Source organism: Pseudomonas sp. GV085, from assembly GCF_003050925.1.
Lineage (GTDB): Bacteria > Pseudomonadota > Gammaproteobacteria > Pseudomonadales > Pseudomonadaceae > Aquipseudomonas.
Genome location: NZ_QAOV01000004.1, coordinates 324,434 through 337,051, shown reverse-complemented (window position 1 = coordinate 337,051; position 12,618 = coordinate 324,434). Strand labels below are relative to the sequence as shown.

The window sequence follows — 12,618 nt, the reverse complement described above, 5'->3', positions numbered from 1 at the left end:
TTCAATAAAGCGACACTTGCAGGTTTTGCCCCCCGGCGCCGCCTTCCCAGGCTGACAATCGGCGCTCTACACTGTACCGGTACAGTTGCCGGGGGGCATTTCCGGGGGGATGTCGTGGATATCTGACCCGGTTCTGCTGCCATCGGCGCCAGGACTATAAAAACTACAACAGTAAGAGTGGAGCACTATGACTAAGGCTACTAAGCAGATTTCCAAACTGTTTGCCGCTATGGTTCTGGCCGGGGTTGCCAGCCATTCGTTCGCAGCTGACACCATCAAGATCGGCATCGCCGGCCCTAAAACCGGTCCTGTAGCCCAATACGGCGACATGCAGTTCAGTGGCGCCAAAATGGCCATCGAGCAGATCAACGCCAAGGGCGGCGTAGACGGCAAGAAACTCGAAGCCGTTGAATACGATGACGCCTGTGATCCAAAACAAGCGGTAGCAGTCGCGAACAAAGTCGTCAACGATGGCGTCAAGTTCGTGGTCGGTCACCTGTGCTCCAGCTCCACTCAACCGGCTTCGGACATCTACGAAGACGAAGGCGTGATCATGATCACCCCGGCTGCCACCAGCCCGGACATCACCAGCCGTGGTTACAAAATGGTGTTCCGCACCATCGGCCTGGACAGCGCCCAGGGCCCTGCCGCCGGTAACTACATTGCCGATTTCGTAAAACCGAAAATCGTTGCCGTCCTGCACGACAAACAGCAATACGGTGAAGGCATCGCCACCGCCGTGAAGAAAACCCTGGAAGGCAAAGGCGTGAAAGTTGCCGTGTTCGAAGGCATCAACGCCGGCGACAAAGACTTCTCGTCGATGATCTCCAAGCTCAAGCAAGCCAACGTCGACTTCGTCTACTACGGCGGCTACCACCCGGAGCTGGGTCTGATCCTGCGTCAATCCCAGGAAAAAGGCCTGAAAGCCAAATTCATGGGTCCGGAAGGCGTGGGTAACGACTCCATTTCGCAGATCGCCAAGGACGCTTCCGAAGGTCTGCTGGTGACCCTGCCGAAATCCTTCGACCAGGATCCGGCCAACGTCGCCCTGGCTGACGCGTTCAAAGCCAAGAAAGAAGACCCGAGCGGTCCGTTCGTGTTCCCGGCCTACTCGGCTGTGACCGTGATCGCCGACGGCATCAAGGCCGCCAAGTCCGAAGACGCCGCCAAAGTGGCTGAAGCCATCCACGCCGGCACCTTCAAGACCCCGACTGGCGACCTGAGCTTCGACGCCAAGGGTGACCTGAAAGACTTCAAATTTGTGGTTTACGAGTGGCACTTCGGCAAACCTAAAACTGAAGCCAAGCCTCAGTAAGGCGTTGCCTGACTGACTGCCAATAAAGCCCACGGCGTGCCGTGGGCTTTATTTTACGAACGTATTGGGCCGCGCTGGCGTGATCCGCCAGTCTCCCCACCTGAAAATCTCAAAACCGTCATCAGCGGTTCGCTGGCAAACCCCGAATTCGAAGTGGATGCAGATCCACGGGGCTCGGGCGGGAAAATGACTCCACCAGTGAAATGCGTATCAGGTTTTTAGGAGCGCTGTAATGCCTGACATCTATCACTTTTTCCAACAGCTGGTTAATGGTCTGACCATTGGCAGCACGTATGCCCTGATCGCCATCGGCTATACGATGGTTTACGGCATCATTGGAATGATCAACTTCGCCCACGGCGAGGTGTACATGATCGGCTCCTACGTGGCGTTCATCGCCATCGCCGGGCTGGCCATGCTGGGACTCGACAGCGTTCCGCTGTTGATGACCGCTGCTTTTCTGGCAACCATTGTCGTCACCAGTGCCTACGGCTACAGCATCGAACGGATCGCCTACCGCCCCTTGCGCGGCAGCAACCGTCTGATCCCGCTGATTTCCGCCATCGGCATGTCGATCTTCCTGCAGAACACGGTTCTGCTGGCGCAAGACTCCAAGGACAAATCCATTCCCAACCTGATTCCGGGCAACTTTGCCATCGGCCCAGGTGGCGCACATGAAGTGCTGATTTCCTACATGCAAATCGTGGTGTTCGTGGTGACCTTTGTCGCCATGCTCGGCCTGACGCTATTCATCTCCCGCTCTCGCTTGGGTCGCGCCTGCCGCGCCTGTGCCGAAGACATCAAGATGGCCAATCTTCTGGGTATCAACACCAACAACATCATTGCCCTGACCTTCGTCGTCGGTGCCGCACTGGCGGCCATCGCGGCCGTGCTGCTGAGCATGCAATACGGTGTGATCAACCCGAACGCCGGTTTCCTGGTCGGCCTCAAGGCCTTCACCGCCGCGGTACTGGGTGGTATCGGCAGCATCCCCGGCGCCATGCTCGGGGGGATCGTGCTGGGGGTGGCGGAAGCCTTTGGTGCCGATATCTTCGGCGACCAGTACAAGGACGTCGTGGCGTTCGGTCTATTGGTTCTGGTGTTGTTGTTCCGGCCAACCGGCCTGTTGGGACGTCCGGAGGTTGAGAAAGTATGACTAGGAATCTTAAACAGGCACTGTTCAGTGCCTTGCTGGTGTGGGCCGTTGCCTACCCGGTACTCGGTCTGAAGCTGACCATCGTCGGCATCGACCTCGAAGTCCATGGCACCAGCACTACAACGCTGATCACCATCGCCGTGTGCTCGGTGCTGATGTTCCTTCGTGTACTGTTCGACCAGCAGATCAGCTCGGCCTGGCGCTCCTCGCCCAGCATGCCTCTGATTCCGGCCAAGGCCAGCAACTTCCTGACCCTGCCGACCACCCAACGCTGGATCATCATCGCGCTGATCGCCGGTGCGCTGATCTGGCCGTTCTTCGGCTCTCGCGGCGCGGTAGACATCGCCACGCTGGTGCTGATCTACGTGATGCTCGGCCTCGGCCTGAACATCGTGGTCGGCCTGGCCGGCCTGCTCGACCTCGGTTATGTCGGCTTCTATGCCGTCGGCGCCTACAGTTATGCGCTGCTGTCGCACTACTACGGTTTGAGCTTCTGGATCTGCCTGCCGATTGCCGGGATGATGGCGGCCACCTTCGGCTTCCTGCTGGGCTTCCCGGTCCTGCGTCTGCGTGGTGACTATCTGGCGATCGTGACGCTGGGCTTCGGTGAAATCATCCGGCTGTTCCTGCGTAACCTGACTGGCCTTACGGGGGGGCCGAACGGCATCAGCAACATCGAGAAACCGACGTTCTTCGGCCTGACCTTCGAACGTAAAGCGGCTGAAGGCCTGCAGACGTTCCACGAGTACTTCGGCCTGGAATACAACTCGATCAACAAGGTGATCTTCCTCTACCTGGTGGCGTTGTTTCTCGCGCTGTTCGCCCTGTTCGTCATCAACCGCTTGCTGCGCATGCCTCTGGGCCGTGCCTGGGAAGCCCTGCGTGAAGACGAAATCGCCTGCCGTGCGCTGGGTCTGAACCCGACGATCATCAAGCTTTCAGCCTTCACCCTGGGTGCCTGCTTTGCTGGTTTCGCCGGCAGCTTCTTCGCCGCGCGTCAGGGCCTGGTGACACCAGAGTCCTTCACCTTCATCGAGTCGGCGACCATCCTCGCCATCGTGGTGTTGGGCGGCATGGGCTCGCAACTGGGTGTCGTACTCGCGGCCACGGTAATGATCCTGTTGCCGGAAATGATGCGTGAGTTCAGTGAATACCGCATGTTGATGTTCGGCGCCTTGATGGTGCTGATGATGATCTGGCGTCCTCAAGGTCTGCTGCCCATGCAACGTCCTCACATGGAGCTGCGCAAATGAGCCGCGAGATCCTCAAAGTAGAAAACCTGAGCATGCGCTTCGGCGGCTTGCTGGCGGTCAACGGCGTGGCCTTGAGCGTGAAGGAAAAACAGGTGGTGGCATTGATCGGCCCTAACGGCGCCGGCAAGACCACCGTGTTCAACTGCCTGACCGGCTTCTACAAGCCAAGCGGCGGCAGCATCCTGCTGGACGGCGAGTCGATCGAGGGCCTGCCCGGCCACAAGATCGCCCTCAAGGGCGTGGTGCGCACCTTCCAGAACGTGCGGTTGTTCAAGGACATGACCGCGGTCGAGAACCTCTTGATCGCCCAGCACCGTCACCTGAACACCAACTTCCTGTCCGGTCTGTTCAAGACGCCGTCGTTCCGCAAAAGCGAGCGCGAGGCCATGGAATTCGCCGAGTACTGGCTGGACAAGGTCAACCTCAAGGCGTTTGCCAACCGTCCTGCTGGCACCCTGGCCTACGGTCAGCAACGTCGTCTGGAAATCGCTCGCTGCATGATGACCCGTCCGCGGATCCTCATGCTCGACGAACCGGCCGCGGGCCTGAACCCGAAGGAAACCGAAGACCTCAAGGCGCTGATCAGCATGCTGCGTGAAGAGCACAACGTCACCGTGCTGCTGATCGAACACGACATGAAACTGGTCATGAGCATTTCCGACCACATCGTCGTGATCAACCAGGGTACCCCCCTGGCCAACGGCACGCCGGAACAGATCCGCGACAATCCTGAAGTGATCAAAGCCTACCTGGGGGAAGCGTAAATGCTGCAGTTCGAAAACGTTTCCACCTTCTACGGCAAGATCCAGGCCCTGCACAGCGTCAACGTCGAAGTCCGCCAGGGCGAGATCGTGACCCTGATCGGCGCCAACGGTGCCGGCAAGTCGACCCTGCTGATGACGCTCTGCGGTTCGCCGCAGGCCCACAGCGGCAGCATCCGCTACATGGGTGAGGAACTGGTCGGCCAGGACTCCTCGCAGATCATGCGCAAGAGCATCGCCGTGGTACCGGAAGGTCGTCGGGTGTTTTCCCGCCTGACCGTGGAAGAAAACCTCTCCATGGGTGGTTTCTTCACCGCCAAGGGCGACTATGAGGAACAGATGGACAAGGTCCTCGGACTTTTCCCACGCCTGAAGGAACGCTTCGCCCAGCGTGGTGGCACCATGTCCGGTGGCGAACAGCAAATGCTCGCCATCGGCCGTGCGCTGATGAGCAAGCCCAAGCTGTTGCTGCTCGACGAGCCTTCCCTGGGCCTGGCACCGATCATCATCCAGCAGATCTTCGACATCATCGAACAGCTGCGCAAGGACGGTGTAACGGTGTTCCTGGTCGAGCAGAACGCCAACCAGGCGCTGAAAATCGCTGACCGCGCCTACGTGCTGGAGAACGGCCGGGTCGTGATGCAAGGCACCGGCGAAGCATTGCTGACCGACCCGAAAGTGCGCGAAGCGTACCTCGGCGGCTAAGCCATTGCGGTAAACAGAAAACGGCCTTCGGGCCGTTTTTTTATGCCCACCATGAGATCCCTTGTAGGAGCGAGCTCGCTCGCGATGGACGTTAACGATGACGGTGGCTGGCTGGATGAACGTGGTGTCTATACGTTCTTCGCGAGCAAGCTCGCTCCTACAGGGGGTCGCTACAGTCGATCCAGCGCCTCCCCACTGCGCTTGAACCACCCGATCAAATAATCCGCCAGCACCTGCGTGCGCTTGGGCAATCCGCCCTGATAAGGATGCACCAGATACATCGGCATGCTGCGGGTCTGATAATCGCGCAGGAGCCATCGCAAACGCCCGTCGGCCAGTTCTGTTGGCAAACAGTAGGATGGCAGGCGCGCAATACCGGCACCGACCAGTGCGGCTTTCTTCAACAGGTTGTAGTGGTTGCTGGCGAACGGCCCCGACACCCGCACCCGCAACAATTCATGCTGCTGGTGATACAGCCATTCTTCGCGGCCGCTGTAATGGCTGTTGAGCAGGCAACGATGTTCGGCCAGCGCCTGGGGCGTTTGCGGTTCACCGTATTGCTCCAGGTAAGCCGGGCTGGCGCAGGTCAGTTCTTGCCAAGCCAGCAACGGACGCGCCACCAGTCGCTGGTCAATCGCCACGTCAGAACGAATCGCCAGATCGAAGCCGTCGCGGGACAGTTCGCGGTAGCTGTTGTTGAGCTCCAGTTCGATCTGCACCTGGGGATACCTGGCGGAGAACTCCAGCAACAAGCCATCGAAGAAGGTTTCCCCGAGCGATACCGGAACTGTCATCCGTACCGGGCCGGCCATGTCGTCCTTCAGCCGCGCCAGCGCCTGACGCGCCCGCTCGACTTGCACCACCAGCGCCTGAGCCTGTGGCAACAACGCAGCGCCGGCTGCCGTCAGGCTCAAACGGCGAGTGGTGCGCTGCAACAGCACCACGCAAAACTGCGCCTCCAACTGGCTGATGCGCTTGGACAGCTGGCCTTTGCTGCAACCGAGCTGCTGCGCCGCCAGGGTGAAACTTCCCGCTTCGATCAATACGGCGAACGCGGCCAGGTCATCCATCTCACTCATGGATTGTTTCCATTTGAAAACCAAAGGTTGCCTATTAGTGCGCTTATCTAGAGAAAAAACCACTCTAAACTGATGCCTTGTTCAACCCATAACGAGGATCAGCTTCCATGAAAATTCTTTTGATCGGCGCAGGCGGTACCATCGGATCGGCTATCGACAAAGAACTATCGCAACGCCACGAAATCATCCGCATCGGTCGCACCAGCGGCGACTTCCGGGTGGACATCAGTGACAGCGCCTCGATTCGCAAACTATTCGCGCAGACCGGCAAATTCGACGCGCTGGTGTGCGCCGCGGGCAACGTGACCTTTGCCCCGCTCAATGAGATGACCGAAGAGAGCTTTGCCCTGGGCCTGAAAGACAAACTCATGGGCCAGGTCAACCTGTTGCTGATCGGTCGCGAGTTCGCCAACGACGGCGCTTCGTTCACCTTCACCACTGGCGTACTCAGTCACGATCCGATTTACAGTGGTGCCTCGGCAGCCTTGGTCAACGGTGCACTGGACAGCTTCGTCCGGGCCGCCGCCATCGAACTGCCCCGCGGCTTGCGTGTGAATTCGATCAGCCCGAACGTCCTGGTCGAGGCCATGGGCAAATACGCGCCGTACTTCCGTGGCTTCAAGCCGGTTCCTGCGGCGGATGTGGCCTTGGCCTACGCCAAAAGCGTGGAAGGCCTGCAAACGGGTCAGACCTTTCAGGTAGGCTGAGCCGGTTCAAGCTCAATCAACCAACGTGGGCAAGAGGTCTTTGGCGATGGCTTTCGGGATGGACACTCTGAACTGCGATCCCAGGACCGATTGCACTGTCGTCTCAGAAACCTTCCAGCCATTGATCGATAGCGTCAATTTCTGGCCTACCGACTCGAGGCTAATGCGCTGCATGCGCTCAGTTGCTTCAGGACTGAGCGTGACATTCATTTCAAACACCGAATGAAGTCTGTCGTTGTCCTTCAATAGCAAATCCATTCGGGTGAAGTCGGTTGCCGAAGACAAATTGATCTCGGCAGCCTGACTGCCCGTGGCCCCCGTCATCACAATTAAAAACAACCAGCTCTTCCAGCCCATAGCGTTCTTCATATCCGCCCCCTGTAAAACCGCGGCAGCTTACCTTTGGCACCCTGAAACTCGGCATCGGAATAATTCACAAGATGTTGCCGCAAATCACCCTCTACTTTGCCAGAGAGCAACTCCAGCCTTGTGATGAACGGTCAGCCTGAGTAACGTGGCGGCACTTGTCAGGAGACCCCAAGATGCGTGTTGCCCGTTCCCTAGTCCTCATAGCCCTGCTTCCGCTGTTCGCCGCTTGCCAGTTGTTCGAGGGCGAACGGCAGAACGCCTCCCACGTCGGCCAGACACGCATGCAAGGCCAGTTGACCGCGGCGGACGGCAAGCTGCTGTTCCAGCCGTGCAACCAGGCAAACCGCTACGTGGTCAACGACACGGGCGGTACCAGCGTCCTGCAGCAGGCCGCAAACCTGGCGGACAAGCAGGGCAAACTGTTTGCCGACGTGCGTGGGCGCGTTGTGGCCGGCAGCGGTGGTGACGGCCAGCTCGATCTGGAGCAGTTGTACCGCGTCGAGCGCTCGGGCACCGCGTGCGACGATCCGAATTTCAAGCTGCTGACCCTGCGCGCCGCCGGCCATACGCCGGAGTGGGACGTCAAGGTCAGCGGCAAAGGCATGGTCATTGACAGCGCCGGCCAGCCGCCCCTCGCCGTGCCCTACGTGGAAGAGCAACTGGGCGACGGCCGTTTCAACCTCAGCACCGAAGTCAATAACCAACACATAGAACTGTGGGTTGCACCGCAACGTTGCGTCGACAGCAGAACTGGCAGCATCCAGCACATGAGTGCCGAGCTGCGCGTTGACGGCCAGGTCCAGCGTGGATGCGGGTATTTCGGCGGCTCGCGCGACGACTGATTCGACGAGAGGCGGTTTTTGCCTCACTGGACGCTGTCTTTGGGGCTTATAATCGCCGGCTTCAAACGCCCTGGCGCAGTTGTGCGCCCCGCGAACCGGATCCCGCCATGTTACGAATCACCGAACTCAAGTTGCCGATCGACCATCCCGATGAAGACCTGCGCCCTGCCATCGTGCAGCGCTTAGGGCTTGCCAGCGATGACCTGCTCGATTTCACCTTGTTCAAGCGCAGCTACGATGCGCGTAAAAAGTCCTCCGAGCTGTGCTTCATCTACACCATCGACCTTGAAGTTCGCGACGAGGCGGCGGTACTGCACAAGTTCGCCGATGACCGTAACGTCAACGTGGCTCCGGATGTCAGTTACAAAGCGGTAGGCCAGGCACCGGCCGACCTGAGCGCACGTCCGATCGTCGTCGGCTTCGGTCCGTGCGGGATTTTCGCCGGGCTGCTGCTGGCGCAAATGGGCTTCAAGCCAATCATCCTCGAGCGCGGCACCGAAGTACGCCAGCGCACCAAGGATACCTGGGGCCTGTGGCGCAAAAGCGTGCTCAACCCCGAGTCCAACGTGCAATTTGGTGAAGGCGGCGCGGGGACTTTCTCCGACGGCAAGCTCTACAGCCAGATCAAGGATCCGAAATTCCTCGGTCGCAAAGTCCTGCACGAATTCGTCAAGGCCGGCGCGCCGGAAGAGATCCTCTACGTCAGCAAACCGCACATCGGTACATTCCGCCTGACCGGCGTCGTGGAAAACATGCGTGAGCAGATTCGCGCCCTCGGCGGCGAAGTGCGCTTCCAGCAGCGGGTCACCGACGTATTGATCGAAGACGGCCAACTGGTCGGCGTCGAGCTCAATGGTGGCGAGCAGATACATTCCAGGCACGTGATCCTCGCCCTCGGCCACAGTGCCCGCGACACCTTCCGCATGCTTCACGGGCGAGGCGTGTTCATGGAAGCCAAGCCGTTTTCGGTGGGTTTCCGCATCGAGCACCCGCAATCGCTGATCGACCGTGCCCGCCTGGGCAAATACGCCGGCCACCCGAAACTGGGCGCCGCCGACTACAAACTGGTGCACCACGCCAAGAACGGCCGTTCGGTCTACAGCTTCTGCATGTGCCCGGGCGGTACGGTGGTGGCGGCGACTTCCGAGCCGAACCGCGTGGTCACCAATGGCATGAGCCAGTACTCGCGTAACGAGCGCAATGCCAACTCCGGGATCGTCGTCGGCATTACCCCGGAAGTCGACTATCCGGGCGGCCCGCTGGCCGGTATCGAGCTGCAGGAACGCCTGGAATCCCACGCCTTTGTGCTGGGCGGCAGCAACTACGAAGCCCCGGCGCAACTGGTCGGCGATTTTATCGCGGGTAAACCGTCCACCGAACTGGGCAGCGTCGAACCGTCCTACAAGCCGGGTATTGCCCTGGGTGATCTGGCGTTGGCACTGCCGGCGTTCGCCATCGAAGCGATTCGCGAAGCCTTGCCGGCGTTCGAAAAGCAGATTCGTGGTTACTCGCTGCACGATGCGGTGTTGACCGGCATCGAGACCCGTACCTCCTCACCGCTGCGCATTACCCGCAACGAGTCGTTGCAGAGCCTGAACGTGAAAGGTCTGTTCCCGGCCGGTGAGGGTGCCGGTTATGCAGGTGGGATTCTGTCGGCGGGTGTTGACGGGATTCGCATTGCCGAGGCTGTGGCTCGGGATATCCTCGGCCTCGAGGCTTAAGCCTTAAAGCAAAAGATCGCAGCCTTCGGCAGCTCCTACAGGATTTACACCATTCCCTGTAGGAGCTGCCGAAGGCTGCGATCTTTTCATTTGTGTCAGATATTGGCGCGCAACACGCTAGCCGGCAGTGCCTCACCCCGCTCCACCGTCGCTGCCACTGCAGCCATCAAACCACTCAATTCATACCCCTGAGCCTTGAGCCAGTCCTGATCGTAATAGGTCGTGGCGTAGCGCTCGCCACTGTCGCACAGAATCGCCACCATCGACCCCGTCTCCCCCTGCGCCTTCATGTGTTGAGCGGCCATCAGTGCGCCGATCAGGTTGGTCCCGCTCGACCCGCCCACATGGCGTCCCAAACGCTCCGCCAGGTAGTGCATGGCCGCCAGTGACAGGGCATCCGGCACCTTGACCATCGCGTCGATCACCTTGGGCAAAAACGACGCCTCCACACGCGGCCGACCGATACCTTCGATCCGCGAGCCGTGGTCCAGTCGCAGGCTGGCATCGCCGGTCTGGTAGTAATCGAAGAACACCGAACGCTCGGCATCGGCACACAGCACGCGGGTGCAATGCTGGCGATAACGCACGTATCGGCCCAGGGTGGCCGTGGTGCCCCCGGTACCGGGGCTGGAAATCAGCCAGCTCGGCTCGGGGTGCTGCTCGAAACGCATCTGATGAAAGATCGACTCGGCAATGTTGTTGTTCGCCCGCCAGTCGGTGGCGCGCTCGGCGTAGGTGAACTGGTCAATGAAGTGCCCGTCGTGCTCGCGGGCCAGGCGCTCGGACTCTGCATAGATCTGGGTCGGATCGTCCACCAGGTGGCTTTGGCCGCCATAGAAGGCGATTTGCGCGATCTTTTCTTTCGAGGTAGTCGCCGGCATCACCGCAATGAATGGCAAGCCCAGCATACGCGCGAAGTACGCTTCGGAAATCGCCGTGGAACCGCTGGAAGCCTCAATGACCGGCGCCCCTGGCTTGAGCCAGCCATTACACAGCGCGTACAGGAACAGCGAACGGGCCAGTCGGTGCTTGAGACTGCCCGTGGGGTGGCTGGATTCATCCTTGAAGTACAACTCGATGCCAGGAAAACCCGGCAGCGGCAAGGGGATCAGGTGGGTGTCGGCGCTGCGCTGGAAATCGGCTTCGATGATCCGGATCGCTTCGCGGGACCACTGTCGGTTGTCGCTCATGATGGATTTCTCGTTGAATCGGGCAGGAGTCGGCCTTTTATCAAGGCTCATCCAACAAGCTTAGGAAAAAACCTACATCCAGCACAGATACAGCTGAGGTCCAATACGCCCGACAACTGCTAGGCTCAGCTTGGTACTAGCGGCTCACTCTGTAACGGCATATAACAAAAAAGAATATAACTTTTGTTTTAACAACTAACAGTACTTGTTAGGGTGTAACACCTTTTGAACTCACGGATGGAGAGCGACCTTGCCTCTGCGTAGCACTTTCACGCGTTTCTTTCAGTTGGAAGCTGCCAGCGGTCTGTTACTGATCGCCGCTGCCGTTCTGGCTCTAATCATCAACAACTCGCCGCTGGCGTGGTTGTACAACGGCCTGCTGGACACCCCCGTGGTGGCGCAGATCGGCGCGCTTAACATCGCCAAGCCGTTGCTGCTGTGGATCAACGACGGCCTGATGGCGCTGTTTTTCCTGCTGATCGGCCTGGAAGTGAAGCGCGAAGTCCTCGACGGCCAGTTGTCCAAACCGTCGCAAATCGTCCTGCCTGGCGCGGCGGCGATTGGTGGCATGGTGGTGCCGGCGCTGATCTACTGGTACCTCAATCGCGACACGCCACCGGCCCTCAACGGCTGGGCAATCCCGACCGCTACCGACATCGCCTTCGCCCTTGGCGTGCTGGCGCTGCTGGGCAAACGCGTTCCGGTCTCGCTGAAACTGTTCCTGATGACCCTGGCGATCATCGACGACCTCGGCGCGATCATCATTATCGCAATCTTCTATTCCGGCGCCCTGTCGACCCTGTCCCTGGCGCTGGCCGCGGCCTGTATTGCAGCGCTGATCGGGATGAACCGGCTCGGCGTGGTCAAGCTCGGGCCCTACATGATCATTGGCTTGATACTCTGGGTTTGCGTGCTCAAGAGCGGTGTCCACGCCACGCTGGCCGGTGTGACCCTGGCTTTCTGCATTCCGCTGCGCACGAAAAATGCCGAGCCCTCGCCATTGCTGACCCTGGAACACGCCCTGCACCCGTGGGTCGCCTACGGCATTCTGCCGCTGTTCGCGTTTGCCAATGCCGGCCTGTCCCTGAGCGGTGTCACCGTCGAAAGCTTCACTCACCACGTCCCCATGGGCATCGCCATCGGGTTGTTGCTGGGCAAGACCGTCGGTGTCTTCGGCCTGACCTGGCTGGCCGTGAAAACCGGTATCGCCGCCCTGCCCCAAGGCGCCAATTGGGGCCAGATACTAGGTGTGGCGATTCTCTGCGGCATAGGTTTTACGATGAGCCTGTTTGTCGGCTCGCTGGCCTTTGAGCCGGGGGTGAGTGATTTCGCCGGGATGGATCGCATGGGAATCCTGACCGGTTCGATTCTGGCCGCGCTGATCGGTTATGGGGTGACGGCCATGGCGAGTCGCAAGGGTTCCAGCCTGGCATCCTGATAAACCGCGATAACGCTTGGTGCCAATCAAGACTCGCCTCAGCCAAAAACAAAAAACCCGATCAGTCACCTGATCGGGTTTT

General features: G+C 59.6%; 12 protein-coding genes. 9 read left to right on the top strand and 3 right to left on the bottom strand.

Annotated features, from left to right (window positions below; all coding sequences use genetic code 11):
- Positions 1-187: 187 nt before the first annotated feature.
- The 5 genes from C8K63_RS11105 (at position 188) to C8K63_RS11085 (ending at position 5,190) form a co-directional block, all read left to right on the top strand.
- Positions 188-1,315: a branched-chain amino acid ABC transporter substrate-binding protein gene (locus C8K63_RS11105; protein WP_108216738.1), complete on the top strand. Its 1,128-nt coding sequence runs from the start codon at positions 188-190 to the stop codon at positions 1,313-1,315.
- A 232-nt stretch (positions 1,316-1,547) separates the two neighbouring features.
- Positions 1,548-2,471, top strand: coding sequence for a high-affinity branched-chain amino acid ABC transporter permease LivH (gene livH / locus C8K63_RS11100; protein WP_108216737.1), 924 nt, complete (start codon positions 1,548-1,550; stop codon positions 2,469-2,471).
- A complete protein-coding gene (locus C8K63_RS11095) occupies positions 2,468-3,724 on the top strand; it encodes a high-affinity branched-chain amino acid ABC transporter permease LivM (protein ID WP_108216736.1) in 1,257 nt (418 codons plus the stop codon). The genes livH and C8K63_RS11095 overlap by 4 nt, the downstream gene beginning before the upstream one ends.
- Positions 3,721-4,488 (top strand): high-affinity branched-chain amino acid ABC transporter ATP-binding protein LivG, encoded by a 768-nt coding sequence (gene livG / locus C8K63_RS11090; RefSeq protein WP_108216735.1) that lies wholly within the window; start codon positions 3,721-3,723, stop codon positions 4,486-4,488. The genes C8K63_RS11095 and livG overlap by 4 nt, the downstream gene beginning before the upstream one ends.
- Positions 4,489-5,190, top strand: coding sequence for an ABC transporter ATP-binding protein (locus C8K63_RS11085; protein ID WP_108216734.1), 702 nt, complete (start codon positions 4,489-4,491; stop codon positions 5,188-5,190). It abuts the gene before it with no gap.
- A 170-nt stretch (positions 5,191-5,360) separates the two neighbouring features.
- On the opposite strand, the gene C8K63_RS11080 is transcribed toward C8K63_RS11085, so the two are convergent.
- Positions 5,361-6,269, bottom strand: a complete 909-nt coding sequence (locus C8K63_RS11080; RefSeq protein ID WP_108216733.1) for a LysR family transcriptional regulator — start codon at positions 6,267-6,269, stop codon at positions 5,361-5,363.
- Between the two features lie 107 nt (positions 6,270-6,376).
- On the opposite strand from C8K63_RS11080, the gene C8K63_RS11075 reads away from it, so the two are divergent.
- Positions 6,377-6,976 (top strand): short chain dehydrogenase, encoded by a 600-nt coding sequence (locus C8K63_RS11075; protein ID WP_108216732.1) that lies wholly within the window; start codon positions 6,377-6,379, stop codon positions 6,974-6,976.
- A 12-nt stretch (positions 6,977-6,988) separates the two neighbouring features.
- On the opposite strand, the gene C8K63_RS11070 is transcribed toward C8K63_RS11075, so the two are convergent.
- Positions 6,989-7,345 carry a hypothetical protein gene (locus C8K63_RS11070; RefSeq protein WP_108216731.1) on the bottom strand — a complete coding sequence of 119 codons (357 nt, stop codon included), beginning with the start codon at positions 7,343-7,345 and terminating at the stop codon, positions 6,989-6,991.
- Between the two features lie 173 nt (positions 7,346-7,518).
- Here C8K63_RS11070 and C8K63_RS11065 point away from each other — a divergent pair, with 173 nt between their 5' ends.
- Positions 7,519-8,187, top strand: coding sequence for a COG3650 family protein (locus C8K63_RS11065; protein ID WP_108216730.1), 669 nt, complete (start codon positions 7,519-7,521; stop codon positions 8,185-8,187).
- Positions 8,188-8,294: 107 nt separating this feature from the next.
- Positions 8,295-9,908 (top strand): NAD(P)/FAD-dependent oxidoreductase, encoded by a 1,614-nt coding sequence (locus C8K63_RS11060; protein ID WP_108216729.1) that lies wholly within the window; start codon positions 8,295-8,297, stop codon positions 9,906-9,908.
- A gap of 95 nt (positions 9,909-10,003) precedes the next feature.
- Here the strand turns inward: C8K63_RS11060 and C8K63_RS11055 are convergent, their stop codons facing one another.
- Positions 10,004-11,101 carry a PLP-dependent cysteine synthase family protein gene (locus C8K63_RS11055; protein WP_177413312.1) on the bottom strand — a complete coding sequence of 366 codons (1,098 nt, stop codon included), beginning with the start codon at positions 11,099-11,101 and terminating at the stop codon, positions 10,004-10,006.
- A 247-nt stretch (positions 11,102-11,348) separates the two neighbouring features.
- On the opposite strand from C8K63_RS11055, the gene nhaA reads away from it, so the two are divergent.
- Positions 11,349-12,536: a Na+/H+ antiporter NhaA gene (gene nhaA / locus C8K63_RS11050; RefSeq protein WP_108216727.1), complete on the top strand. Its 1,188-nt coding sequence runs from the start codon at positions 11,349-11,351 to the stop codon at positions 12,534-12,536.
- The last annotated feature ends 82 nt before the right edge of the window (positions 12,537-12,618 follow it).

What these genes read in the sequence shown, in the direction of transcription:
- C8K63_RS11105 (WP_108216738.1), top strand. Translation starts at nt 188, where the DNA reads ATGACTAAGGCTACTAAGCAGATTTCCAAACTGTTTGCCGCTATGGTT.
- livH (WP_108216737.1), top strand. Translation starts at nt 1,548, where the DNA reads ATGCCTGACATCTATCACTTTTTCCAACAGCTGGTTAATGGTCTGACC.
- C8K63_RS11095 (WP_108216736.1), top strand. Translation starts at nt 2,468, where the DNA reads ATGACTAGGAATCTTAAACAGGCACTGTTCAGTGCCTTGCTGGTGTGG.
- livG (WP_108216735.1), top strand. Translation starts at nt 3,721, where the DNA reads ATGAGCCGCGAGATCCTCAAAGTAGAAAACCTGAGCATGCGCTTCGGC.
- C8K63_RS11085 (WP_108216734.1), top strand. Translation starts at nt 4,489, where the DNA reads ATGCTGCAGTTCGAAAACGTTTCCACCTTCTACGGCAAGATCCAGGCC.
- C8K63_RS11080 (WP_108216733.1), bottom strand. Translation starts at nt 6,269, where the DNA reads ATGAGTGAGATGGATGACCTGGCCGCGTTCGCCGTATTGATCGAAGCG.
- C8K63_RS11075 (WP_108216732.1), top strand. Translation starts at nt 6,377, where the DNA reads ATGAAAATTCTTTTGATCGGCGCAGGCGGTACCATCGGATCGGCTATC.
- C8K63_RS11070 (WP_108216731.1), bottom strand. Translation starts at nt 7,345, where the DNA reads ATGAAGAACGCTATGGGCTGGAAGAGCTGGTTGTTTTTAATTGTGATG.
- C8K63_RS11065 (WP_108216730.1), top strand. Translation starts at nt 7,519, where the DNA reads ATGCGTGTTGCCCGTTCCCTAGTCCTCATAGCCCTGCTTCCGCTGTTC.
- C8K63_RS11060 (WP_108216729.1), top strand. Translation starts at nt 8,295, where the DNA reads ATGTTACGAATCACCGAACTCAAGTTGCCGATCGACCATCCCGATGAA.